The following is a 25433-nucleotide window of genomic DNA, read 5'->3' as shown; positions in this document are numbered from 1 at the left end:
CGCCTCCGAAGCCTCATTTGATTGCGACTATGGAATAGGTCGCTCCGGCCCTTCGGATGATCCCAAAGCTCCCGGCCGGCTGGCAATAGGCATTTGTCCGGCAGCCCATGTCGAAGCACGGGGGGAAGCCGCTCGCTCGTATGGGAAATCGCACATGACATGTCTCAAGGAAGTCATCATCGATCGCCGGTCATATGTTTCCTCTGGCTCGTGCTCGCCCGGCCGGATTTCCGGACCGCCGATACGTGGTTTCAGCCTTCCAAACATTCCGCCAACCGCCGTGACGGTTCGTTCGGCGATTTCCGGCGGAGCGCTCGCTCCCACCCTCGCAGGAGAAGATCATGACTGACCCCAACCGCCGAATGACGCTCGCCAACGGCGCGCCCGTCGTCGACAATCTCAACATCAAGACCGCCGGACCGCGCGGCCCCGCGTTGCTCGACGACATCTGGCTGATCGAGAAGCTCGCGCATTTCGACCGCGAGGTGATCCCCGAACGACGGATGCATGCCAAGGGCTGGGGTGCTTATGGCAGCTTCACGGTCACCCACGACATCAGCCGCTATACCAAGGCGAAAATCTTCTCAATGGGCAAGAAGACTGACCTCTTCATGCGCTTTTCCACTGTCGCAGGCGAACGCGGCGCCGCCGATGCCGAGCGCGACATTCGCGGCTTCGCGATCAAATTTTATACCGAGGAAGGCAATTGGGACTTGGTTGGGAACAACACACCGGTCTTCTTCTTCCGCGATCCGCTGCGCTTTCCGGATCTTAACCATGTCGTGAAACGCGACCCGCGCACCGGGCTGCGCTCGGCCGATAGTAATTGGGATTTCTGGACCTTGCTGCCGGAGGCGCTGCACCAGGTGACCATCGTTATGTCCGACCGCGGCATTCCGAAAAGCTTTCGGCACATGCACGGCTTCGGCAGTCACACCTACTCAATGGTCAACGCCGCGGGCGAACGCGTGTGGGTCAAATTCCATTTCCGCACCCAACAGGGCATCGACAATCTGAGCGACGCTGAATCGGCGGCGCTGATCGCCGGCGACCGCGAAAGCCATGGCCGCGACCTTTTGGATGCGATCGACAGTGGCAATTTCCCAAAATGGACGCTCTCCATCCAGGTAATGACCGAGGAACAGGCGCGCAGCCACAAACACAACCCCTTCGACCTGACCAAGGTGTGGCCCAAGGGCGACTATCCGCTCATCGAGGTCGGTGAGATGGAACTCAATCGTTATCCGGACAATTTCTTCGCCGAGGTTGAACAGGCCGCCTTTTCGCCGTCGAATATCGTGCCCGGCATCGGCTTTTCGCCCGACAAGATGCTACAGGCACGGCTCTTTTCCTATCCTGACGCCGCGCGCTACCGCCTCGGCGTCAATCATAACCATATCCCGGTCAATGCGCCGCGATGCCCCTATCACAGCTATCACCGCGACGGCGCGATGCGCACTGACGGTAATCTCGGGGGTACGACGAGCTATTGGCCGAACAGCCGGGGAGAATGGATAGGCGACGACCCGGCGCTCGCCGAGCCGACGCTCGCACTCGAAGGCCCCGCAGCGCATTGGGACCACCGCGTCGACGACGATCATTATGAGCAGCCGGGTAACCTGTTCCGCCTGATGTCGCCCGAGCAAAAGCAAATTCTGTTCGACAACACCGCGCGCGCGATGGGCGACGCGCGTGAGGAGGTAAAGCGGCGTCATATCGAAAATTGCACCCGCGCCGATCCGGCTTATGGGGCGGGCGTCGCAAAGGCCCTTGGTATCTGATCGGGGACGGGCGACTGACCTTGAGGCGCAGACGGATGGAAGCCTCTGCGTCGATGGTCGTCGCCCTTCGGCGCCGCAACTGTTGCTCTGTGACGTGGGACAGGGCGCTAGTGCCAAACGTCGGTAAGGCACCACGCCATTTATCGATCCACTTTCGACCACTGTCCGCCCTGAAATCCCGGCTTGCTGGCCTCAGCAATTCCCTTCCAAGCCCTCCTTGGTCTTTGATTGGGGATTGTTTCCCGGCCAGCGTTCGCCTGAACGCTATTAAACTTGCGTATGATGGCCCAATTTGCGTCGATCTGAGATCGGCCGGTGAGGCAGCCGAGGCTGCGAACCGGAAAGGATATCTCGATGCCCACATCTGGCTGCGCCGCAAAAATCGACGTTTCATCAAAAGTATACGCGCCCGTCTCTTACGATCCGAGCCGCCTTGATGAGGCCAATCATCGGATAACGAACAATCTTCAACTGCTGGTTACGCTCATGTCCATCGAGGCGCGGCGGATTACCGATCCCGAGGCGCGGGGGATGATCGACCTTATGATCAACCGGATCGGTGCGATCGCCAGCGTGCACCGGCAACTTTACAGCACGGGCGATAAAAATACGGTCGACCTTGGCGTCTATCTGTCCGATCTCGCGCAGGATCTTGACCATTCGGGAGGCGGCTTCGATGTCTCGCGGACCATCTCGGTTGACCCGGCGCCGGTCTCGGTATCTGCCGACGAAGCAAGCGCGGTCGGCATAATCGTATCCGAACTTGTCGGCAACGCGCGCAAATATGCATATGAGCCGGGCGCGCCCGCACCGGTCCGAATTGTGTTGCGCGAGCGGCAGCCCGGAGGATATTCTCTCGAAGTCTCGGACAAGGGGCGCGGATTTTCGCACGGTTCGCCGGCCGCGGGCAGTGGTTTCGGCACCCGGCTCATCAACATGATGGCACGAAAACTGGGGGCGCAGCACGCATGGCACGACGGTGTTCCGGGAACACGATTTACCTTGTCGACCGGGCGGGCGTAAGGGATTCGGGTCGTTGCCGTTTCGCTTTCATCGCTGCTCGGCCAGCCTATATCCGCTTCGGCGCTATACACCGGCGCGGCTGCGGGAGGGGTTGATGCGCGGGGATACTGAAAGCCTGCAGCTCTCGAAACGATTGTACGCGGCGTCGGCGCTTGGTCTGGTGCTAGGCATCTTCGCACTCGATGTTCTGACGCCGCTACAGGGTGCCGTCGCGGTCCTCTATACCATCGTGGTGTTGCTCGTCTCTCGCGGGCACAACCGGACGCTGATGCTCGCGGCAGGGCTGCTGTCGGCCGGTCTCGCCTTCGGCGGCTACTACATCAGCCATTGGAACGACCCGCCAGGATCGGCCGCGATCAGGCTCGGCGTTAGCCTCGTCGCGATCGCGGTGACGACAATGCTTTGCGTACGGCATCACGCAGCGAACGAAGAACGGCGACGGTCGGAGGCGCGTTACCGGACTATCTTTAATGCCGCCGGGCTGCCGATTTGGGAAAGCGACTGGTCTGATGCCCGCGAGGCGGTGCTTCGCAGAGGCGCGCTTGACGCATCGCGCCTCGACAGAATGAAGGTGTCGACCATCGTCCGCGATGCCAATGATGCGACCGCGCGCCTCTTTGGCTGGCCCGACCGCGCCTCGCTTGTCGGGAAGAGCTTGGCGGCTCACTATACGCCGGCCGCAGAAGCGACATTCGCGACGATCGTGGCCGCGCTAGCCCGAGGAGACTTGGCGATCGAGGAAGAGACACAGTTCCTGTCGTCGACCGGCGAGGTGGTCGACGTCGTCGTTCGTGTGACCTTGCCGACGGGCGACGGCGATTGGCGCCGTGTCCTCGTCATGGCGCTGGACGTCACCGAACGGAATCGCGCGCAGGCGCGGCTTGCGCAGTCGCAGGCAGAACTTACCCATGTGTCGCGATTGACTACCTTGGGGCAACTCGCGGCGACGATAGCGCACGAGGTCAACCAGCCGCTTTCGGCCGTCGTGACCTATGCGAAATCGGGTAAGCGATGGCTTGCACGCGAAGCGCCCGACGCAGCCGAGGTGTCCGATTGCCTCGACCAGATAGCGGCCAATGGCACGCGGGCAGCGGACGTGATCGCACGCATTCGCGATATGGCGCGTAAGGCCGATCCTGAGCGTGGCGTGATCCGGCTCGCGCCGTTGATCGATGAGACAGTGGCGCTTCTCCGGCGCGATCTGCAGACCCACGGAGTCGCGATCCACGTGAGCATTCCGGAAGGATTGCCGCCGGTCGCGGGCGACCGAGTGCAAATCCAGCAGGTGTTGATGAATCTGATGCTCAATGCTGAACAAGCGATGGCGGAAACCCCGCTCCATCAACGCGAACTGTGCGTCGATGCGTCGCAGGACGAGGACGATGTCATGATTGCCGTGCGCGATTGCGGCACCGGCATCAGGACTGATCCTGAAAGCCTTTTCGCCCCATTTTTCACGACAAAAAAGGCCGGACTCGGGATGGGGCTATCGATTTGCCGCTCGATCATCGAACAGCATGGCGGCTCGCTGTCCGCGGTCAACAATGACGATGAGGGTGCGACCTTCCGATTCAGGTTGCCGGTCGCCGCGCAGGAGGTCGGGCATGGCGAATGACGCATTGGTCAACGTGATTGACGACGATGAAGGCATGCGGGGCGCGCTGGGCAGCCTGTTGCGCTCGGCAGGCTTCGACGTCGCGCTCCATGACACGACCCATGCATTCCGCGAGGTCGCTGCGGCCGACATTCCATCCTGTCTCATTCTCGATATCCGCCTCAAGGGTGAAAGCGGGCTCGACTTTCAGGATTGGCTGGTGGCGGAAGGCCGAAAGATCCCCGTCATTCTTATCACCGGCCACGGAGACATCCCTATGACGGTACGGGGCATGAGGGCGGGTGCGATTGACTTTCTTCCCAAGCCATTCAGTGACGAGCAACTGCTCGATGCCGTTGCCAAGGGGATCGCAAAGAGCCGTGAATATCTCGCAATGTGCACCGCGACCGCGAAACTGAAGCAGGATTTTTTGAGATTGAGCCCGCGCGAAGCCGAAGTGATGAGCCTAGTCGTCACGGGTCTGATGAACAAGCAGATCGCGGCCCGTCTGGAATTGTCCGAAATCACTGTGAAGATTCACCGGGGCAATGTGATGAAAAAAATGGAGGCCCAGTCGCTCGCGGACCTGGTGCGCATGGCCGAGCAATTGGGCATTCGCGATGACAGCATCCACCGGTTTAATATGTGAGTATGATGGCGAGGCTCTTGTCGGGGGCCTAGTCAGGGGTCGCATTCTCGTCGCCGCGCCATGATTTCGTCGGAGTAACAAGGTTCGTGTCCGTTTTTCCCGCCATTGCGATTGTCGATGACGACCCCGACGTTCGCGGTAGTCTCGACAGCTTGCTCCGATCAGCAAGGATGATCCCTCATTCTTTCGCCAGCGCAGAAGCGATGCTGGCGGCGGGCATGGAAGGCGCGCTGGCCTGTGTCGTAACCGACCTTCATATGCCTGGGATGACGGGACTTGAACTGCAGGCCGAAATTGCGCGTCGTGGCTGGAACCTGCCGTTGATCCTCGTGACGGCTTATCCAACCAATACCGTCCGTGAACAGGCCGAAAAGGGAGGGGCGGTGGCCTTTTTTGCGAAGCCGGTGGATCCAGATGGTCTGCTGGCTGCGATCGAAAAGGCGATAGGCTAGTCCGATATATCCCTGGTCGCAGACGGCGTCGGCGCGGTTGACCGATACGGCGCGCCGGACTTGGATAGCGCCTTCGAGGCATGAGCCCGACTGAACGGGCGTTCGATACGGTCACGTTGCATCCACCTGCGGGCTTTTCAGAAAGCCTCGTCCCGCAAGTCGTGCGTCGCCTTTTTTGTTTTCACGCGCGCGCGGAAAACGTCCGGGTCATTGGTCGCGAGCGCCTCGCTGGCGGCGTCGCTGTGGTCCTTTTGGCGACCGGTACAGCTATAACGAGCGGCGGCCGGCTGCCCTCAGTTCGCATTCGATCGTCTAGATTGGTGAACGATGGGTTCCGAAATGGCTGTCTTTCCTCTTTCGACATCCCGACTAAGGTGACCAAATCGGCGCTCGTCAGGCGCGTATATTCAATAAATTGAAATCAGATTTGAAAAAATCTGAAGCAATAATCCGTGCATTATTATGTATTACGGTCACAATTTAGCATTCTCTGAAAATAATTACGGCAATAAAAAACAATATTAAATTTGCGGGCGGAGCATTTTTTATTTTCGAGTGCAATATATTGCGCTCTTTCACAAGGGGGTGAAGATATGCAAAACGGACGTTGGCTGTATTGGACCACTGCACTGGGGACTCTCGGAATTTGTAATGCCGCGGCCGCGCAGGACGTCGCGCCGCAAGCACCGATCGCGAATATCGCTGAGACCGAGACATCGGGCCTAACCGATATCGTCGTGACAGCGCAAAAACGCAGTGAGTCGATCCAGGATATCCCGGTTACCGTGCTCGCGGTCGGAGGGGACCAGATAGCGCAAGAGGGCATCAAGGATCTCTTCCAGGTTGCCGACCTTGTCCCCGGCATGGTCTTCTCGCGAGCTCCCGATGACGGTTTGGCGCTGACAATTCGCGGACTTGGATCGTCAGCCAGGCCGCAAGCGTTCGAGCAATCTGTCGCGGTCTTCACCGACGGTGTCTTTCTCGGAAAGGGGCGGCTCTACTCGACGTCCTTTTTCGATACCGATCGCATCGAGTTCATAAAGGGTACGCAATCGACGCTGCTGGGAAAGAATGCGAGCATCGGCGCGATCAGCATCGTGTCGCGCCAGCCAACCCAGGATCTCGGTTTCGAAGCGCGTGCGGCATACGAACTGGAACGGGGCGGATATACGTTCGACGGGGTCGCGAATGTGCCGCTCAACGATAATGTCGGCGTTCGTGTGGCGGCTCATTATAATGATCTAGACGGATGGGTTCGGAACGCCATCAATGGTCATCAGGGCCCGCAGCACAAGGACTTCGGACTGCGCGCGACGTTGCGGGCCGAGGTCACGAACACGCTCAAGCTGACGGGATCCTACCAATATTCGAATAATATCCAGATCGGCGCCAGCTATCATCTCGTCGGCAATATCCCCCCGGAATATGGACCGGGGACGCTCCGCGGGCCCTTACTCCATTATACCAGCATGACGAAGAACGGCGATGCCTACCATCGGACCAGGTCGCACATTGCAAGCCTGAAAGCCGAACTCGAATTAGGCGACCATACGCTCGTTTCGCAGACATCCTACGTCGCCTACAATCTCTACAATCTTGACGATCTCGATTTTAACAAGGACGACGCGATCAACTTTGTGCGTAACGAGAAATATTCGCAGCTTTCTCAGGAACTGCGTATCCAATCGCCCACCGGCGACGCGCTCGAATATATGGCGGGCCTTTACTATCTCGACAGCCACTGGAATTCGCAGGAGGATCAGCTTTGGGCAGTTCCCGGCCTGCCGCCGCCGGGAAGCGGTTTTCCGGTCCCTCCAGGACAGTTCTTCAACGGCCCCTTCACCAACAACTTCGTTCAGGACTCCAAGACCTATTCAGCATTCGCCTCGGGCACATGGCACATATTGGACACGTTGCGCTTGGCCGGCGGACTCCGTTACACGCGCGAGGCGAAGGACGTCGTGTTCGGTCGCACGAATTTCGGGCCGCTGACGGCATGGAACACCATCGTCAATCCGCCGTTCGATCCCACGGCCCTCAACCATAACTCCGATTTTTTCGACGGCAATGTCAGTCTGCAATATGACATCGACCAGAATGTCATGGCCTATATATCTTACGGGCATGGCAGCAAATCGGGCGGTTTCGTCGAAACCAACACGATCAGCGTGGTGGCCGATCCCAGCGTCCTGGTCGGCGGGAAGGTCCCAGCCGCTCTCGTCGCGTCCGGCGCGGCCATCAAGGACGAATTCACGACGAGCTACGAAGCCGGCTTCAAGACAACGCTCCTCGATCGGCGCCTGCGCCTGAATCTGACGGCCTTCCTGACAAAGATAAAGAATTTTCAGGACACGGTGTTCACCGGTGGCCCCCTAGGGTTCCTAACCTTTAACGGTCCATCGAGGAGCAAAGGCTTCGAGATGGATACGGCTTTCCAGTTGACGCCGCATATCCAATTCAACGCCGGCGCGACCTATGCTGATGCGACGGCCGTGATCCAGCCATTCGATGCGGCGGGGAACCCCGCGGTCGATGCCGACGGCAACCCCATATTTGCGCGCTATCGGCGGACCCAGGCGCCGAAACTGATATACAATGCCGGGATCGATTTCGATATTCCGATAAACTCGGACGTCAATTTGCGGCTGGGCGGCAGCGTACGGCATCGCAACTCCATGTATAATACCCGGCAGGAGCAGCAGTTTTCCAAGGCGCTGACGACATATGACGCGTCCATCGGGATCGAGTCTTCCGACGAGCGGTGGGGCATTGATCTCGTTGCCAAGAATATCACCAATGCGGTTTCGGAAGATTTCGCCAGCCCGCCGCCCGACGCGCGCTTCTCGATATATTATGGAGCGCATGTTGCGAGCCCGAACGCGCTCAGGACGATCACATTGTCGGCCCGCGTCCGATTTTGACGTGTGACCGGACCGGCATTGGCGCCGGTCCGGTCCTCGCGGTGTCACATGGACGAAAGGAGCGGGTGGGGCGGTGCGCCACGCGTTTGCAACGGGGCGAAGGCGTCCATCGATCGCGCCGCGTCCGAATGCGTCGCTGTCGCGTCGTCCAAGGGTTTCGAACCTAGCGTCCGAATAGTTGCGTCTATTCAAGCGGGACGGGCATCCATATCGCTGACGTGGTCGCCGGGAACTGGCGAACATATCCTGCGATCGGCAGCGTTGAAGACGAGTTTCGGTCCGGCGATCCGGCTTGTGTCCGTCAGATGATGGAAGTGGAGACAACGGTGGAAAACGAATTCCTGCTGGCTGACATGGTGGCGGCAGCGCGATCGAATATCGTGGATCCCGAACGGATCACGCTTGTCGGCGACGATCGCCAGCCCCGGTTCGAGCTCTTCCACGCCGCGAGTTCGCTTTGCTCGCAAAAAGTCCGTGCCGTCCTGTTCGAGACCGGCCTTTCCTATCGTTCGAACGACATGCTCATCCTCTCGCATATGGACGGCTCGCGCCTGATTCCGGCCGAACATTACGACCCGTCCTATGTGCGCCTGAGAATGCTGGGCGCCGGCGACGCCGGCGGGAAATTGGTGAGCGGTTATAGCGGCGTAACCTCCGTCGCGTCGGAAGGCTTCGATCCTTGCGTCGTGCCTCTCCTGATCGACTATGAGGCGGGCCTCGTGATCGCAGATTCCAAGCGCATCTGCTTGTATCTTTCAGAAGTGCAGGGTGCCGCCGGCAACCTCTTGCCAACGGGAACCGCAGCACTGACCGAAGTGCTGCGGCAGATGTCGATCGTCGACAAGATTCCGAATGGTGCGCTTCTTTATGGATTCCATCCCGATACCGACCTGCGCCCCGACGAGATGAAGGACATGATGGGGACGGTCTATGACCTCAAAGTCATGGTGCTTGAAAAAATGATCGCCGAGAACGCCGACGATGCCGATCTGGTCAGAGCCTATCGCGCGAAGATCGCCAAGGAGACGGGGGGCAAAGCCGTGTCGCGCGATCCCGATTTCCAGCGCGCCACGCGCGGCCGAGCCGCGGACCTTCTGCACCATCTTGATGCCGATGTCGCTGCCGGTTCACTTCCTTATGCAAATGGGGGCGACGTCACACTCGCCGACATTTTCTGGGGCGTGAACCTCGTCAGGCTCGCCTATCTCGGTCTTGGATCGCTGTGGGACGATCATCGGAACGTCGCCAGATATTTCGCGGCGCTAAAAGACCGACCTTCCTTGCGGCGGGAAGCGATCGGTGCGTCCGAACGGAGCCTGCCTCCGTCGATCTATCTTGCGCGGCTGGAGGCCGCGGTGGCGAACTGAGGCGGCGCCGAAGGGGCCCGACCGGCTCGCGGCGGTGTCAGTATCTATGCAGATACCGGAGTGACGGGAGAGGCAGATGGGAATGCTGGTTGGCGGCCGATGGTCTTGCGATGCCCGCGGAGATGGTGTCGGCGATGGCACTTTCCGCAGATCGGAATCGCTCTTCCGCGATTCGGTTACGCGCGTGTCCGGCCGTTTTGCGGCCGCCGACGATCGATATCATCTCTATGTCAGCCTTGCTTGTCCATGGGCGCATCGCGTGCTGATTATGAGGGCGCTAAAGGGGCTCGACGAACTGCTTCCGATTTCGATCGTGAACTGGCTGATGCTCGACGGAGGTTGGAGCTTCGAACCCGGTGGGGGTGTGATCCCGGATCCCGAGGGGGCTTCTTTCCTGCACGAAATCTATACGCGCGCGCTCCCGACCTATACGGGGAAGGTGACCGTGCCGGTGCTCTGGGACAAGCACACACGGACAATCGTCAACAATGAATCTTCCGAAATACTGCGGATGCTGAACGACGCATTTGACGACCTCGGCGCCAAATCCGGAGACTATTACCCCGCTGAGCTCCGTACGGAAATCGATGCGCTGAACGCTCGTATTTATCCGACCGTCAACAATGGCGTTTACAGAGCGGGATTTGCTACGACCCAGCAGGCCTATGACGAGGCCGTAGGGCCGCTGTTCGAAAGTCTGGACTGGTTGGAGGACCGGTTAAGCAGGCAGGGCTGGCTGGTCGGGGACCGGTTCACTGAAGCCGACATCCGCCTGTTCACGACCTTGATCCGGTTCGACGCGGTGTACCACGGGCATTTCAAGTGCAACCTGCGCCGGATCGAGGATTATCCGCATCTCAGCGCCTATACGCGTAGAATCGCGTCGATCGAGGAAATCGCGCCCACGATCGACATGCATCACATCAAACATCATTATTATAACAGCCAGCGGAACATCAATCCGTCGGGCATCGTACCCCGAGGTCCGGTGCCGCGCCAATGACCCGCGCCGCCGGGCATTCCGGCAACCGCTTGCGGTGGCATGACCGGGCTGCCTGTCTCCGGAGCCGCGCCGGCGGTTCCCGTTCCCGATGAATTGATCCATTTTGGTTGTTCCATTGGCCGGACACGCGGCTATCATGTCGACCGGCGGTGTGTGCGTGGGGCAGGGCACCGCGAACATGGCGAAACGGAGTTGCGCTGATGCTGACGGTTCATCACCTCGGAAAGTCGCAATCGGAACGCATTGTGTGGCTTTGCGAGGAGCTGGGTATCGACTACCGCCTCGAACGATATGAGCGCGACCCCGTCACGATGCTCGCTCCGCTCGAGTATAAGGCATTGCACCCGCTGGGCGCCGCGCCCGTCATCACCGACGGCGATCTGGTGCTCGCCGAATCCGGTGCGATCATCGATTATATTTTGGCGCGCTACGGGGATGCGAAATTGGTGCCGTCCGTCTCGGACACGCAATTTCCCGATTACCTCTACTGGTATCATTTCTCGAACGCCACGCTCCAAGCCTTGCTCGGGCGCGTCATGATGATGAACCGGGCGCGCGTAGCGCCGGACAATCCGACGCTGCGCGCGATCTCCGAACGGACAGCGATCGCCATGCGCCAAACCGATGAGCGCGTGGCCGCCGTGCCCTATCTCGCCGGAGAGATGTTTACCGCAGCCGACGTTATGATCGGTTTCACGCTTTCGACGATGCGCTATTTTCTTCCCATGGACCTGGCGCCCTATCCGGGCATCCTCGCTTATCTCGGCCGAATATCCAGCCGACCCGCCTATATTGCAGCCATGCAAAAGGCGGACCCGGAAATGAAGCTGCTGCTCAGCTGATCGGGTTCATATCCCGCCAACCGAACTGCGCGCGTTCCAAAGCTCGGGAAACGGAATCTCTTCCATGGTCGGCGTCAGCCAATCCACTGCGTCGACGCCGTGGTAGGCAGGCCGGCGGCCAAAGGTGCGCCGCGTCGCGAGGAGATGGAGATATTTCCAGTTGGTGAATTCCACGGCGATATCGGTGAGGTTCTCGGCCAGGGCGCGCCAGGGGTCCGCAGGGTCGTCCCGGGAATAGATGTCCAGCCAGACGCGGTCGACTGCCCCCGAAGGCTCATAAGGAATGGCGAAGTCGCGCTCGGCAGCCGCCTCGGGAACGTCGGCGCCGGAGCGACGAAGGGCACGAAGCACTTCGTCGTAGAGGCTTGGAGCCTTGAGGGCGGCTTCGAGCTGCCGGTAACGGATCGGCTGCGGCTCGAAATAGACGAGCTGTTCGGCCGATTTGATACCGAGCAAATAGACCATGTGCCGATAGGTCCAACCCTGGAGCGCCGTATCTCGGCCGTGCGTTGCGGCAAGGCCCATGAGGATCGGCAGGAGGTCGGACGGCGTCATCCAGGATAGCGATCCCCAGGTCGCGTTGGACGCCTTCATATGCGAGACGATCCGCGCCAGCGTGCGATTGGCTTCCGCGACATTGTCCGCACAAAGGTTGGCCTGCGCGGTTTGCAGCTCGTGCACGGTCAGCGCCCAGTAGAGCTCCATGATCTGCACATTGACAAGGAAGGCCATCTCGACCGGACTGTCGCTGACCAGCGCCTGCAGACTGTGGAGCTGCTCGGTCTGTACATAGGAACTGTAGGGCGTCGAACCCGACGCGTCGTTCTCGACGATTTGGCTAACCATATTCGGTCTCCTTGCTGGGTAAGGTTGATCGGCGTGGGGAGGCGAGTATCGCCTCCACGGTGGCCGCGAAGCGGAGCAAATGCCCGTCGCCGCCCGGCCGTCCGACGATCTGAATGCCTGCCGGGAGTGAGCCGGCCGTCGTCGGCAAGGGTAGTGAGATCGCGGGGTAGCCGTTCAGGTTGAATGGCGAGGTATAGGCCATCAGCGCCTCGCGAACCGTTCCCGCCCAGCTCCCGATTGAAATTTCGTCTTCGCCGATGCGGGGCGCCGTGCAGATGCAGGTCGGGAGAATGAGGAAGTCGGATCGGAACTCCTTTTTGAACGCCTGTACGAAAGATCGCCGCTGCTGCTGGCAGGCTTCATATTCGGCTAGCGATGTAAGGCGCGACCGCTCAAGCCTCGACTGCGTATCCGGGTCATAGAGCGATGCGATCGTGTCTGCGCTGCTACGGGCAAAATGAACCATCCCGGCTTCCGCGAGCACGGTGCCTGCAAAAACCGGAAAGAGATGGGCAAAGAGCGGGCGGAGGTTCGACAGCTGGACAGGCAGCGACATCGCGATGGCGTCGATCGCCTCCTTGACCCGGTTCCGGACCTCGCTGTCGAGCGGGGCGCCGGGCAGATCCTCGAGATATTCGACGCGAGGAGCACCCGTATCTTCCGCGAGGTCGAGCCCCAACGCGGAAGCAAGGACTATTACATCGTCGACACTGGCACCGATGATCCCCGGGTGATCGAGCGTCGCGGCAAGCGGGAAGAAGCCTTCAAGCGGCCAGAGCCCGGCGCTGGGCTTGAAACCCACCACGCCGCAGAGCGCCGCCGGGATCCGGACCGATCCCCCCGTATCGCTTCCAATGCCGGCGCCTGCCACCCCCGATGCGATCGCGGCGGCAAGCCCCCCGCTCGATCCGCCGGGTATCCGGGACCGGTCGTGGGGATTTCTCGTGATGCCGAATGCGGTGCTCTGCGTCGTTACGCCCCACGCAAATTCATGGGTCGTCGTCTTGCCAAGGATGATACCCCCTTCGGCCTTCAATCGCCGGACAAGCGGTGCGTCGCGCTCAGGAACATGGTTCCGATAGGCCCGCGACCCATAAGCGGTAACGATGTCGTGCGTATCGATATTGTCCTTGAGCAGGATGGGCAACCCCTCGACCTTGCCTCGCCGCGTGCGCTTTGTGTCGCTCGACCGGGCCGCCGCGAGCGCCTGTTCTTCCGCGATGCTGGCAAAGGCGTTGCATATCGTCTGGCACATTCGCGCGTCGACGAGCGCCTTCGTGACAAGATCGACCGATGTCACCTCGCCCGTGACGAGCCCAGAGAGCTGGCCGACGAGCGATGTCTTGGCTAGCCAGCCCGAAGTCCGTTCGGTCACCACAGGCTGTCCAGCAGGCTGGTAAGCTTTGCCTCGGCCGCGTCGCCGAGATCGGCGACTTCGGCGGGATAGGAGCGCACCAGAAGATCGTGAACGTCAGGGAGGATCGATCGGTCGAGACCCAGCGGACCGACCCTGTCGGGGAGGCCCTGCGCGGTCACCAGCCCCTCGATACGGTTCGCGAGTTGCGCGGCCGCGGGCGCAATCCTGCTTTCGCCGAAGATCGAGAGTTTCGGGCCGTACCGGTCGGCGCACGCCCGGATGACCGGGGCGAGCGTGATGCACGAGGTGACGCTATGCGGCAGGCCGTAGGTTCCGCCCAATATGTGTCCGATGCGGTGACTGAGACCGTAGATGACGGAAGCGGGAGCAAAATAGCAATGCCAGGCCGCGAGTTGCAGCGACAGCAGATCGCGATGGGTCACTGCGCCGCTCTCGATGGCCAGCCGGGGGGGTAAGCCGCGCGGCCATCTTTCGAGAACGGCGGCAAATTGATTGAGACCACTCGCCGCCATGATCGCATGCGGATGATCGACATCGACCGTTCGCATGCCTTCGACCGCATGATCCATGCCCTTGATGGCCGATGAAAGCAGAAGCTCGACCGGGGTGTCGAGCAGCAGCAACGGATCGAGGACGACGATGGTTGGAACGGTTTCCCGGACGGCGTAGCTGCGCTTGAAACGCACCGGGCCGTTGGTCTCGGTTATCCCGAAATAGTGCGAAAATTCGGATCCCGAGAGGGTGGTGGGCAGGGCGGCGATAGGCAGAAAGGTCCCGGTGCGTTCGTGATGGAGATGCGATGCAGCCTTGGCGGCATCGAGGACTGATCCGCCGCCGTGCGCGATGATCGAGCGTGCGCCCAGCGACCGGATCCGTTCGAGGCTTTCCTCGATCGCGATGTCGGGGGCGTGTGCCGGCAAGTTCAAATAGTTGCCGACGCTGCCGACCAGATGCGGTTCCACCAGATCGCGGCGCATCGCATCCAGAAAATCTACCGAGAAGACGATCGGACGCTCGATCCCGTGCTCAGGGAACGCCGAAATCGTACTCGCCAGCACATTTTCTCCCCATACGATCAAATTCTGCGGCAGCGGCAGCAGTTGCGCCATGATCAATCTCCGTTTCTGCTAGCGTGCGCGGACATCCCTTGCACGCAAACCGGCCGCTGCCTGAGCCCGGGGGTCGCCTTTTCTGCCGCGTCGAACCGCGATGAACCGACCCCGCCGACCGGTTTCGTCACGCAGGCTATGTCCAGCCGAAAGCCAGCGGAAGTCCCCGAACTCGAACTTTGCGTGCAAGTTATTGGACGATGGCTGGCGAACTCGGTGAAATGCCGGTTCGTCTCGATATCGGTCGCCCACGCAGCGGAACATCGGGTGCCGGCAGGGGCGGCGATCAAAAACTTCAAGATCGTTCGCATTTTTGATACGATGCGTCTTGTTCGAGCGGTCTTCTCACGCCTCGGACCTCCTGTAACCTCATTGTCATCGGATCGTTGAGCCGGATTTCCGGTCGATTCCAAAATCACGGGGAGCAATCGGAGACATGGGGATGATCGCGGAAGTTCGTCATGATGAGTGGAGTTCTGATCAGGTCGATTTCGTCGACCGGGCGATAGCAAGCCGCAGAACCAAGCGGGGGTATCTCGACCGGCCGGTTGACCTCAACACGCTGCGCGATATCCTGGCTGTGGCGGCATGGTCGCCGAGTTCCAGCAACACCCAGCCCTGGCGCACCTATGTCCTGACGGGTACCGCGCGCGAGCGCCTGAGCCGTGCCGCAGTCGCTCGCTGGCGCGAGGAGGGCGACGATCTTTTCCCGGAATATCCTTATTTCCCGCCCGAACTGCACGAGCCTTTTCTTTCGAGGCGCCATGATTTCGGCGGTACGTTGGGCGATGCTTATGGTGTCGCACGGGAGGACAAGGTTGGCCGCGACCGGTATCTTGAGCGTCAGTTCCAGTTTTTCGGTGCCCCGATCGGAATGATATTCACTATGGATCGACGCCTCGCCTATGCGAGCTTCATCTGTTACGGCACATTTCTCCAGTCGATCATGATCGCGGCGCGTGCGCGGGGGCTTGACACGTGCGCGCAGCAGATCTGGTCGCTGATGCATCCTCTGCTTCAGGTGGAACTCGGTCTTCCGGAACATGAAATGGTGGTGGCCGGCATGTCGCTCGGCTGGGCGGATGACCGCCAGCCGCAAAACCAGATACAACTCGCAAAGCTCGACGTCGACGATTTCGCCATTTTCAGGGACTCTTAGGCGTCGGAGCTATCGCCGATCATCGCCGATCATCTGGTCGGTTTCGTGGTCGGCAAATAGACGCCGACGGCCCCTCGGTGGGGTCATGGAAGCTGGCGCCAGCCACATATTATACTTTCCACGGACATCGACCTTGCATTTTGCAGGTTGCGTGGGAGAACGGGCAAAGCAGCCGCTGCGGGAGAGCGGGGCGACGCCGACAGGCTGACGGCGAACAGGGCGCGATTTGGCTTGCCTCGCGGCGAGCTGCCTGATCCCCGTCCGGCGCCATGACAGAATGAGATCCGCCATCGCCACTCGGCGGATCGGGAACCGGGTGACGCGATGCTTGACCTCAAAGATGTCTTCTATTTCGTCCAGGTCGTCGATCACGGCGGTTTTACATCGGCCGGGCGCGTGCTGCATCTGCCGAAATCGACGTTGAGTCATCGGGTTAGGGAGCTCGAAGCCTATCTCAATATCCGCCTGCTCAACAGGACATCGCGCCAATTGTCGCTGACCGAGGTGGGGCAGGAATTCTACCGGTACGGGCAGGAGATGCTTCGAGTTTCCCAGTCCGCCGAGGAAGCGATGGGGCAGCGTCTGACCGAACCGAGCGGCGTCATCAGAATTACGACCGCGATCGAAATATCCCAGTTCGCCCTGTGCCATCTCATCCCGGCCTTCCTCAACCGGCACCCCAAGGTTCAGATCGTCGAAGTGGCGACGGACCAACTCGTCGATATCGTCGCTGACGGTTTCGACATCGCGCTGCGCGGCCATGTGGGTTCGCTGCAGAACTCGTCCCTCATTCAGCGCCATGTTGCCGATGTGCCCTGGTATCTCTTCGCCGGCAGCGGCTATCTTCAGCGGAGCGGGGAGCCGACCACACCGGAGGATGTTACCCGGCATGGAACGTTGTCGCTGCTCCGCGACGGCGCTGCGGTCTGGAACCTTCGCGATCCCGACGGGCGGACAACAGCGGTCTCGATCGAACCGCGCTTCCGCACCAACAATATGGTGTCGCTGAAAGAGGCTGCATGCTCTAATCTGGGCATCGCTGCCCTCCCGGGTTATATTTGCCGCGCGGAATTGCAGTCGGGGTTGCTCCGGCCGGTCCTGCCGGGCTGGATCGCATCGGACGCCCGGATCTCAACGCTTGTCCCCAACCGAGGGGGTATCCTGCCGGCTGTGCGCGCCCTCCTCGACTTTGCTGCCTCCGAACTCCCGACCATCACGGCGTTCAACCCGGCAGCGCCGACGGGCTGAACGGCCGGGCGATGCGTGTGCCACGGTCCGGGCCGAGCGACGTCCGCCCGGACGATTGGCGTCAGGCGGCGACCGGCGAGAAGCTGCGGACGGCTGCGGCCGCGATCATCTCCTCGTGCTCGACGATGAATTCAGTGATGGTGACTTCGCCTTCATCCACCATGCGGGTGCGGCACGCGAGCACGATGTCGAGGTCGGTTATACCGATGAAGCCGAGCGCCTGCTGCAGATATGGGCCGACAGCGTTCGCTGCGGCGAAGGGAGCGCCCGGCCGGAAATCGCCGCCAGTGACGACGATGACTGTCGCGGTCTTTCCGGTCACCAAGCCCTCATAGGTCGCCGACACCGTCACCCCGGGGCGAATGATCTGATCGACATAGGCCTTGAGGACCGCGGGGACGGTGAAATTGTACATCGGAGTCGCGATGACGATATCGCTCGCCGATTGAAGTTCCGCGATCAGCTCGTTCGACAGGCTGATCGCGTCGAGATGCTCCTCGGTATGCTGTTCCGGCGGAGAGAAGGCGCCGCCGATCCAGGGCAAGTCGACGAAAGGCAAATTCATCGTTGCGAGATCGCGACTCACGACCTCCCCCTGGGGATGAGCTGCTTTCCAGTTTTCGACAAATCGGGCCGCAAGCGCCCGCGACACCGAGAATTCGAAGCGCGGGCTGACCTCTATGACGAGTAGTTTGGACATATTTTTCTCCGACTGGCTGAATGTTCGCGTTCGGAATCAAAGGGGCGAAGCGAACCGGACGCTTGGGCTGAGAGCTATCTTTGATCGACCGGAGACATAAGAGGCTCGGACTTGGATGCAGCGTCCATGACGTTGGACGGGCGCCGTGGTGCCGGCGAACCTCATCAGCAATACTTCGTTACGCCCCGGCGGCGGACGTTTCGCGCCGTCTGGCGCGGAGAGCCGACATCGTTCAAGAATGCCAAACCCAGCGTGCAGAGTGGGCATCTTCTCTTCTTGCGAAATCGAATCTAGCGTTCGGCAACAGTCGCGGCGACGGCGCCGGAGGCCGTCTCGGTCCCGCACCCCCGCGCGAAATGACTTTTGAGCTCCGTCGCTGCCCTTCGCCTGACAACCAGCGGGGCAGGGGACAGCTCTTGCTGGAAGATATCACCGATCCGGAAGTAAAAGGAGAGCAGCGTGTCGATCATCAAGGGATTTCATCATTTGACGGCGGGTGTCCGGCACGCGCAGGAGGACGTGGACTTCTACGTGAAGCTCCTCGGGCAAAGTCTGGTCAAGAAGACCGTTCTCCTCGACGGCGAGGATCCTATCTACCACCTATATTACGGCAATCCGCAGGGCGATGCAGGAACCCTCGTGACGTCCTTCCCCTTCCGCCAGAAGGGGGTTATGGCGCGGCCCGGCTCCGGCCAGATCCGCGTGATAAACTACTCGGTCCCGCAAGGTGCGCTGGCCTTTTGGCGCGCGCGTTTCAAGGATTTCGGCATCGTCTTTTCCGAGGTTGAGGTCGAGCGTTTCGGCGAGCAACGGCTGCGCTTCGAGCATCCGTGCGGCATCGAATTCGACTTGGTCGCCTCCGACCGGGACATGCGTATGCCGTGCGTCGCTGCCGATATTCCCGCCGAATTTGCCATTCGCGGCGTGCACAGCATCACCCTCTCGCTGCGCGAGGTCGCCGAATCGGTCATCTTCATGCAGGATGCCCTCGACTTTCGCTACGCGGGCCAGTCGGGCGATTTCCACCGCTTCGAAGTCGGAGACGGCGCGCCCGGGCTGGTGGTCGAATTTCAGCATGAGCCGGACCGCCTGCAGGGCTCGTCGATCTATGGGGAAGGCACGATCCACCATGTGGCTTTCGCGGTCGACAATGTCGAGGAACAGATGCGGATCAAGGAGCGGTTGATGTCGATGGGTCATATCGACGCGTCGGAATCGGTCAATCGCAACTATTTCCGTTCGATGTATTTTAAGATGCCGGGGGGCGTGATGTTCGAGGCAGCAACCACCGATATCGGTTTTGCCATCGACGAGGAGCCCGGCCACTTTGGGGAGGAGTTCCAGCTTCCGCCCTGGCTGCGCGAGCGGGAGGAGGAGCTGCTGGGTCGCCTAGAACCGATCTCCGTTTAATTCGACACCGCGTCGAACCAGGGCTCCCGCCGGAGGGCGGGCCGGTAGAAGCCGGTCCGCCCTTTTCGTGCAACTTCCCTAGCGATGCGGTGCAAGCCCGACGGGCCTTTTGGCGCTAACTGTTAGACGCGCTCGATCGCGAGCGCCACGCCGATCCCGACGCCGACACAAAGCGTTGCAAGGCCAAGGCGGCCACCCTCGCGTTCGAGCTGGTGGGTCAGCGTCATCGCGAGGCGTGCACCCGACATCCCGAGCGGATGGCCAAGCGCGATGGCTCCGCCGTTGGCGTTCACATGCGGTGCGTCGTCGGGAACGCCGAGCCTGCGCAGGACTGCGAGGCTCTGGCTCGCAAAGGCTTCGTTGAGCTCGATCGCATCGAAATCATCGATCGACAAGCCGAGCCGCGCCATGAGCTTCTCGGTCGCCGGTACGGGACCGATCCCCATCACCCGCGGTTCGACCCCGGCCGATGCGAACCCAAGGATCCGCGCCCGAGGTGTCAATCGGTGTAACCCGATGGCTGCCTCTCCGGCGACGATCATCGCCGCCGCGCCGTCGTTGATCCCCGACGCATTGCCTGCCGTGACGCTCCCGCCGTCGCCAAACAGCGGCTTGAGCTTTGCGAGGGTGTCGATGCTCGTGTCCGCGCGAGGATGCTCGTCGATCGATATTTCGACCGTCTCATCCCTTGATTGGCCCGCAACAGCCACCGGCAGGATTTCCTCGGCATGAAATCCGTTTCGCTGCGCCGCTGCCGCGCGCTGTTGGCTGCGCAACGCGAAGGCATCCTGATCGTCGCGATCGACGGCATATTCCCGAGCCACATTCTCGCCGGTCCGGGGCATTGTGTCCGAACCATAGGCCGCATCGAGCGCCGGATTCACGAACCGCCATCCCATCGTCGTGTCCTCGAGCATCTGGGCGCGCCCGTAGGGCTTGCTCGACTTTCCCATCACAAAGGGCGCGCGCGTCATGCTTTCGACGCCGCCCGCGATGGCCAGATCCATTTCGCCCGAGCGGATCGTGCGCGCCGCGGCAGCGACCGCCTCAAGGCCCGATGCGCACAGCCGGTTGAGCGTAACGCCGGGCACCGAAACCGGAAGTCCGGCAAGGAGCAGGCTCATGCGCGCGACGTTGCGATTGTCCTCGCCCGACTGGTTCGCGCAGCCGTAAAAGACTTCCTCGATCGCGCCGGGATCGAGCTCGCTGTTGCGCGCCAGCAGGGCCTTCATGGGAAGGGCGCCGAGATCGTCGGCTCGCACATCGGCAAGGATGCCTCCGTAGCGGCCGATCGGAGTTCTGATTGCGTCGCAGATAAAGGCATGGGACATGGGCTTCTTCTCAGCTTTCGAAAGCGAGGCCGGTCAGTTTGCGCAGATCGGCGATCGAGAGGCCGTCGACCGTTTCGATCACGCTTGCGCCGGACGGTCCCACGGCAAAAATGGCGAGATCGGTATAGACCCGCGAAACACAGCCAAGACCAGTCAGCGGATAGGTGCATGCCTCGACAAGCTTGCTCGCTCCCGTTTTCGTGAGCAGGTCCATCATGACAAAGGTCTGCTTCGCCCCGATAGCAAGATCCATCGCCCCCCCGACGGCAGGAATCGCATCGCGCTCGCCTGTATGCCAGTTGGCAAGGTCGCCCGTCACCGAGACCTGATAGGCCCCAAGCACGCAGACATCGAGATGTCCGCCGCGCATCATCGCGAAGCTGTCGGCATGGTGGAAGAAACACCCGCCGGATAGCAATGTTACCGGCTGCTTGCCTGCGTTGATGAGCTCGGGATCCTCGTCGCCCGGCGCCGGCGCCGGCCCCATGCCGAGCAAGCCGTTTTCGCTTTGCAGGAAAATATCGCGGTCTTGCGGCAGATAGTTGGCGACCCTCGTAGGGAGGCCAATTCCGAGGTTCACATAAGCGCCGTCGGCGATGTCGCGGGCAACGCGGGCGGCCATCTGGTCGCGGCTGAGGGGGTTCGTCATCGGTTCGTCCTTAACTCGATGCCGGGATCGACACGACACGCTGAACGAAGATACCCGGCGTGACCACGACTTCAGGATCGAGCGTTCCCAGCGGTGCGATCTCAGATACCTGCGCGATCGTGGTCTTCGCTGCCATGGCCATGATCGGTCCGAAGTTCCGGGCGGTCTTGCGATAGACAAGATTGCCCCAGCGATCCCCCTTACGGGCCTTGATCAGCGCGAAATCCGCTTGGATGGGATATTCGAGTACATAATGACGTCCGTCGATCTCGCGCGTTTCCTTGCCCTCGGCAAGCAAGGTCCCGTATCCTGTCGGCGTGAAGATCGCGCCTAGTCCCGAGCCCGCAGCGTGGATACGCGCGGCAAGATTGCCTTGGGGGACGAGTTCGAGTTCCAGACGTCCCGCGCGGTAGGCGGCGTCGAAGTGATGCGAATCCCCTTGGCGCGGGAACGAACAGATCACTTTGCGAACACGGCCCTCACGGATCAGGGCTGCGAGGCCGGTCTCGCCGTTTCCCGCATTGTTGTTGATGATCGTCAGATCGCTCACACCGCGTTCGATAAGGGCGTCGATCAGATCGTCAGGCATACCGGCCGTGCCGAATCCTCCGATCATCACTGACGATCCGTCTGTGATGTCCGCTACCCCAGCTGCTGCGGTGGCGACTTCCTTGTCGATCATGGCGATTCCTTCAAGCCGTCTGCGCGGATACTTCTCCCCGAGGGTATTGCCGTCAACCGATAAACGGCATATTGTGCGATTATCGGTTGACGGCATGAAGGGTAGTCTGTGGCAGAGCGATCGGGAGACCCGGATTTCATGGAATCGCTCGCCAGGGGACTTGCGGTGCTCCGTTGCTTTGCAGAGCAGCAGAAGCCGATGACCGTCGCGCAGGCGAGTGGCGCCACCGGTTTGAGTCGTGCCTCGGTGCGGCGATGCCTCCACACGCTGACGCAGCTTGGTTATGCCGTTCAGGAGGGGCCCCACTATATGCTTCGTCCCAAAGCGCTCGCGCTGGGTTACGCCTATCTCTCTTCGAGCACTCTCGTTGCCAAGGCGCAGCCTATCCTCGAGCAGTTGCGCGATGAACTGCATGAATCCTGCTCACTAGGGGTGATCGAGGAGGACGAGGTCTATTATGTCGCGCGGGCTGAATCGTCGCGGATCATATCCATCGCGCTGCGTCCCGGGAGCCGGCTACCACTGTATGCAACGTCGATGGGGAGGGTGCTGCTCGCCGGTCTTTCGCGGGAAGACAGGGAGGCTTATCTCCGCCGAACGCGGCTTGTCCCGCTCACGCCGCATACGATTACCGACCGGGGGCGCCTCGACACAGTCCTGACGCGGGTCGCGGAAGAGGGGTTCGCGCTCGTCGATCAGGAACTCGAAATCGGTCTGCGCTCGGTGGCGGTGCCTGTTTTCGGCCGCAAGGGCGTGGCAGCATCGATCAATATCGGGACGCAGGCCGACCGTATCGCGGCGACGGATCTGCGCGTCCGTTTCCTTCCGGCTTTGCGGCGCGCCTCGCGGGATCTGTCGGCGATGGGAAGTTTTTGAGGGCGCCGCCATCCTCATTTTGAAGCCTGTCCTGCAGTCGCGGGAAGCGCCAGGGCGATATCCGCTTTCCGCGGTGGACGGTGCAGGACATCGTAGCGCGCGACGCGCATGGCCGCGGCAGAATTGAGGCATTGAAAGCGATAGGGCAGGTGGCAATCGCCCCTCAGTCGCCACCGCCAAAGTGCGGGCTCGCGCGACCCAGAACCCTCGTCTCCAACCCGGCTTGCGAGCATAGCTGCGCGCATCGCTGCGGTCTTTGGCGCGTCGCAGCCTACCTCCGGATACGACCTATACCACGGTATGGCCTGCACCTCATTGGTTCGCGCATTAGTTAGCCGGGTGCAGGAGAATGAATTATGCGAGTGAATGCAATCGAGCGTCCCGCCGGAACCGGAACCGAAGAGCTGGTCCCGTCGCGCTATGCGCTTCGGATCGGCGATATCGAAGTGCTGGTCATCAGCGACGGCGTACTGCCTATATCGACGTCCACAATGTCGACAAATGTTGAGCCCGAAATCCGGAAGGCCTGGTTCAAGAGTATGTTCCAGGGCCCCGATGCCTTCGACTGGGCATTGAACATGCTCGCGGTCCGGAGCGGCGATCAGACCATCTTGGTCGATGCCGGGCTCGGCGGCCAGTTTCCCGGCTTCCCGCGTGCCGGGCTGGGTCCCAAGCGACTGGAAGCGGCCGGGATCGATCTCGGGTCGGTGACCGACGTGGTACTTACCCATCTGCACATGGATCATTGCGGCGGGCTGCTCGTCGAAGATGTGAAGAATCGTCTTCGGCCCGACATCCGGATTCACGTCGCGGCCGCCGAGGTCGATTTCTGGAAGTCTCCTGACTTCTCGCATACGGTGATGCCGTCGCCCGTACCCGAAGTGCTTCGCGCGACGGCGTTGCAATTCCTCGAGGCCTATGGCAGCCGGATTCGGACGTTCGAGGAAGAGTGTGAAATCGCGCCGGGCGTGCGCGCTGTGCGGACCGGTGGACATACGCCGGGCCATTGCGTGGTGCGCATCACCGCAGGCGAGGAGCGCCTCACCTTTGCAGGCGATGCCATCTTCCCGGTCGGCTTCGATCACCCCGATTGGCAGAATGGCTTCGAACATGATCCCGAAGAGGCGTTTCAGGTTCGTCTTCGCCTCCTCCGCGAGGCGGCGGCGACCAATGAAGTGTTCATCGCGACCCATCTGCCGTTTCCCTCGGTAGGCCGCGTTGCCGAAGATGGCGACAAGTTCCGCTGGATCGCGGGCTTCTGGGATTATTGAGCAATGTCGGATCCGGGGCGCCGTGCGCGCTCCGGACCCAGCTTCATGGCACGACCCTGCTCGGCGTCAGGGATTTTTAGGTTACGCTGCGTGGCGTCGTTTAGGTCGATCGCCGTGTTGCTAGAGAATAATCCCGCGCGCGAGAAAGGGAATGAATGACCACCGCCGTACCCGCTCCCTGCGACAGCGCGGTGCTCGACAATGCGCGCGGGCCGGAAGCAACCGATCCGCGCTGGACACTCGCTGCGACGATCCTCGCGTCGAGTCTCGCCTTCATCGACGGGTCAGTCGTAAACGTCTCGCTGTCAGCGATCGGCCATAGCTTTGGTGCGGCCGCTGCCGAACAGCAATGGGCGGTCAGCGCCTATCTGCTCCCGCTGAGTGCCCTGCTGCTCCTGGGCGGCGCGGCGGGGGACCAATTCGGTCAGCGCAGGCTGCTGGTTTCGGGAATTACGATCTTTCTTCTGGCGTCGCTGGCTTGCGCTTTCGCCCCGACAATCGGGATTCTGCTCGCTGCGCGTACGGTGCAAGGCATCGGCGCTGCGATGTTGATGCCGAACAGCCTTGGCATTCTCGGCAACAGCTTCAGGGGCGAGGCCAAGGGCCGCGCCATCGGGACATGGGCGGCGTTTGAGGCCATGGCGAACGCCGTCGGTCCGCCACTCGGCGGTTGGTTGATCGAGGTTGCAGGGTGGCGGGCGATCTTCTTTCTCAATTTGCCGTTGGGCCTTGCGGCCATCGCGATCGCGTGGCGGTATATCCCGAACGACAAGGGCAGCAGAACTTCATTGGACTGTCACGATCGGTCTCGGCCTTCTTACCTGGAGCCTCACGGCCTGGTCGAGCAGCGGGGAAATCAAGGGGCGGGTGCTTTTAGGGCTTCTTGCCGCCCTCGCGACGATCGCCGGCGTCGATCGCGATGGCGAAAGATCTCAAGAAGCGCGGCTGGAAATTTGTCGGCATCGTTCAGTCACGCTCCACCTCATGATCGTTTTTGGCGGTTTGGTCGTGCCGATGCTCCGCCCGCAGCAGCTTGTCGAGCCTATCCGATGGTTTAGGATCACACCCTCTCCCTCTCGCAATTTGTGGTGATCGAACCCAGGGCGACGGGCCTTGGTACCGTCTTCTTTTCACCAAACGCA

At 61.1% G+C, this 25433-nt stretch carries 23 protein-coding genes; 15 read left to right on the top strand and 8 right to left on the bottom strand.

Annotated features, from left to right (window positions below; genetic code table 11):
- Positions 1–341 precede the first annotated feature (341 nt).
- The 9 genes from SKP52_RS13065 (at position 342) to SKP52_RS13025 (ending at position 11632) form a co-directional block, all read left to right on the top strand.
- A complete protein-coding gene (locus SKP52_RS13065) occupies positions 342–1781 on the top strand; it encodes a catalase (RefSeq protein WP_039575327.1) in 1440 nt (479 codons plus the stop codon).
- A gap of 486 nt (positions 1782–2267) precedes the next feature.
- Positions 2268–2804 (top strand): sensor histidine kinase, encoded by a 537-nt coding sequence (locus SKP52_RS13060; protein WP_052208247.1) that lies wholly within the window; start codon positions 2268–2270, stop codon positions 2802–2804.
- Between the two features lie 94 nt (positions 2805–2898).
- Positions 2899–4419 carry a PAS domain-containing sensor histidine kinase gene (locus SKP52_RS13055; protein ID WP_148309121.1) on the top strand — a complete coding sequence of 507 codons (1521 nt, stop codon included), beginning with the start codon at positions 2899–2901 and terminating at the stop codon, positions 4417–4419.
- The gene (locus SKP52_RS13050; RefSeq protein ID WP_039575325.1) at positions 4409–5047 is read left to right on the top strand and encodes a response regulator transcription factor; all 639 of its coding nucleotides are present in this window, start codon (positions 4409–4411) and stop codon (positions 5045–5047) included. Before SKP52_RS13055 ends, SKP52_RS13050 begins: the two co-directional genes overlap by 11 nt.
- 86 nt (positions 5048–5133) lie before the next feature.
- Positions 5134–5499 (top strand): response regulator transcription factor, encoded by a 366-nt coding sequence (locus SKP52_RS13045; protein WP_039575322.1) that lies wholly within the window; start codon positions 5134–5136, stop codon positions 5497–5499.
- 593 nt (positions 5500–6092) lie between these two features.
- Positions 6093–8420, top strand: a complete 2328-nt coding sequence (locus SKP52_RS13040; protein WP_052208244.1) for a TonB-dependent receptor — start codon at positions 6093–6095, stop codon at positions 8418–8420.
- A gap of 326 nt (positions 8421–8746) precedes the next feature.
- On the top strand, positions 8747–9787 hold the full coding sequence (locus tag SKP52_RS13035) for a glutathione S-transferase family protein (RefSeq protein WP_228383637.1): 1041 nt from the start codon (positions 8747–8749) through the stop codon (positions 9785–9787).
- A 76-nt stretch (positions 9788–9863) separates the two neighbouring features.
- Positions 9864–10790 (top strand): glutathione S-transferase family protein, encoded by a 927-nt coding sequence (locus SKP52_RS13030; RefSeq protein WP_039575320.1) that lies wholly within the window; start codon positions 9864–9866, stop codon positions 10788–10790.
- A 200-nt stretch (positions 10791–10990) separates the two neighbouring features.
- Positions 10991–11632, top strand: coding sequence for a glutathione S-transferase family protein (locus tag SKP52_RS13025; RefSeq protein WP_039575318.1), 642 nt, complete (start codon positions 10991–10993; stop codon positions 11630–11632).
- Between the two features lie 6 nt (positions 11633–11638).
- Here the strand turns inward: SKP52_RS13025 and SKP52_RS13020 are convergent, their stop codons facing one another.
- The 3 genes from SKP52_RS13020 to SKP52_RS13010 are packed head-to-tail and all read right to left on the bottom strand — an operon-like array spanning position 11639 to position 14965.
- A complete protein-coding gene (locus SKP52_RS13020; RefSeq protein ID WP_039575315.1) occupies positions 11639–12478 on the bottom strand; it encodes a tryptophan 2,3-dioxygenase in 840 nt (279 codons plus the stop codon).
- Positions 12471–13853, bottom strand: a complete 1383-nt coding sequence (locus tag SKP52_RS13015; RefSeq protein ID WP_228383636.1) for an amidase — start codon at positions 13851–13853, stop codon at positions 12471–12473. The genes SKP52_RS13020 and SKP52_RS13015 overlap by 8 nt, the downstream gene beginning before the upstream one ends.
- Positions 13850–14965, bottom strand: a complete 1116-nt coding sequence (locus tag SKP52_RS13010) for an iron-containing alcohol dehydrogenase (protein WP_039575312.1) — start codon at positions 14963–14965, stop codon at positions 13850–13852. Before SKP52_RS13010 ends, SKP52_RS13015 begins: the two co-directional genes overlap by 4 nt.
- A 442-nt stretch (positions 14966–15407) precedes the next feature.
- On the opposite strand from SKP52_RS13010, the gene SKP52_RS13005 reads away from it, so the two are divergent.
- Together SKP52_RS13005 and SKP52_RS13000 are read left to right on the top strand one after the other, a co-directional pair.
- Positions 15408–16124 carry a nitroreductase gene (locus SKP52_RS13005; protein ID WP_052208968.1) on the top strand — a complete coding sequence of 239 codons (717 nt, stop codon included), beginning with the start codon at positions 15408–15410 and terminating at the stop codon, positions 16122–16124.
- A gap of 324 nt (positions 16125–16448) precedes the next feature.
- Positions 16449–17372 (top strand): LysR substrate-binding domain-containing protein, encoded by a 924-nt coding sequence (locus SKP52_RS13000; RefSeq protein ID WP_039575309.1) that lies wholly within the window; start codon positions 16449–16451, stop codon positions 17370–17372.
- A gap of 61 nt (positions 17373–17433) precedes the next feature.
- On the opposite strand, the gene SKP52_RS12995 is transcribed toward SKP52_RS13000, so the two are convergent.
- Together SKP52_RS12995 and SKP52_RS26125 are read right to left on the bottom strand one after the other, a co-directional pair.
- The gene (locus SKP52_RS12995) at positions 17434–18072 is read right to left on the bottom strand and encodes an FMN-dependent NADH-azoreductase (protein WP_039575307.1); all 639 of its coding nucleotides are present in this window, start codon (positions 18070–18072) and stop codon (positions 17434–17436) included.
- Positions 18073–18362: 290 nt separating this feature from the next.
- Positions 18363–18542 (bottom strand): hypothetical protein, encoded by a 180-nt coding sequence (locus SKP52_RS26125; protein WP_148309120.1) that lies wholly within the window; start codon positions 18540–18542, stop codon positions 18363–18365.
- Here SKP52_RS26125 and SKP52_RS12990 point away from each other — a divergent pair.
- Complete coding sequence (locus SKP52_RS12990; protein ID WP_039575304.1) at positions 18532–19482, top strand: ring-cleaving dioxygenase; 951 nt, start codon at positions 18532–18534, stop codon at positions 19480–19482. The genes SKP52_RS26125 and SKP52_RS12990 overlap by 11 nt on opposite strands.
- Positions 19483–19604: 122 nt before the next feature.
- Here SKP52_RS12990 and pcaF read toward each other — a convergent pair whose 3' ends face one another.
- The 3 genes from pcaF to SKP52_RS12975 are packed head-to-tail and all read right to left on the bottom strand — an operon-like array spanning position 19605 to position 22144.
- Positions 19605–20813, bottom strand: a complete 1209-nt coding sequence (gene pcaF / locus SKP52_RS12985) for a 3-oxoadipyl-CoA thiolase (protein WP_039575302.1) — start codon at positions 20811–20813, stop codon at positions 19605–19607.
- Positions 20814–20823: 10 nt separating this feature from the next.
- Positions 20824–21462 (bottom strand): 3-oxoacid CoA-transferase subunit B, encoded by a 639-nt coding sequence (locus SKP52_RS12980; RefSeq protein ID WP_039575299.1) that lies wholly within the window; start codon positions 21460–21462, stop codon positions 20824–20826.
- Between the two features lie 10 nt (positions 21463–21472).
- Positions 21473–22144 carry a 3-oxoacid CoA-transferase subunit A gene (locus SKP52_RS12975; RefSeq protein ID WP_039575296.1) on the bottom strand — a complete coding sequence of 224 codons (672 nt, stop codon included), beginning with the start codon at positions 22142–22144 and terminating at the stop codon, positions 21473–21475.
- A 138-nt stretch (positions 22145–22282) separates the two neighbouring features.
- Between SKP52_RS12975 and SKP52_RS12970 the strand changes: the two genes are divergently transcribed.
- The 3 genes from SKP52_RS12970 to SKP52_RS26120 all read left to right on the top strand — a co-directional run bounded on the left by SKP52_RS12970 (position 22283) and on the right by SKP52_RS26120 (position 25349).
- The gene (locus SKP52_RS12970; RefSeq protein ID WP_052208242.1) at positions 22283–23020 is read left to right on the top strand and encodes an IclR family transcriptional regulator domain-containing protein; all 738 of its coding nucleotides are present in this window, start codon (positions 22283–22285) and stop codon (positions 23018–23020) included.
- Positions 23021–23376: 356 nt separating this feature from the next.
- Complete coding sequence (locus tag SKP52_RS12965) at positions 23377–24291, top strand: MBL fold metallo-hydrolase (protein WP_039575292.1); 915 nt, start codon at positions 23377–23379, stop codon at positions 24289–24291.
- 155 nt (positions 24292–24446) lie between these two features.
- Positions 24447–25349 carry an MFS transporter gene (locus tag SKP52_RS26120; RefSeq protein WP_052208240.1) on the top strand — a complete coding sequence of 301 codons (903 nt, stop codon included), beginning with the start codon at positions 24447–24449 and terminating at the stop codon, positions 25347–25349.
- Positions 25350–25433: the final 84 nt, after the last annotated feature.

Origin of the sequence: Sphingopyxis fribergensis, from assembly GCF_000803645.1 — a bacterium.
GTDB lineage: Bacteria > Pseudomonadota > Alphaproteobacteria > Sphingomonadales > Sphingomonadaceae > Sphingopyxis > Sphingopyxis fribergensis.
Note: the sequence above shows the minus strand (reverse complement) of the source record. Positions and strands in the feature narration are given on the sequence as shown.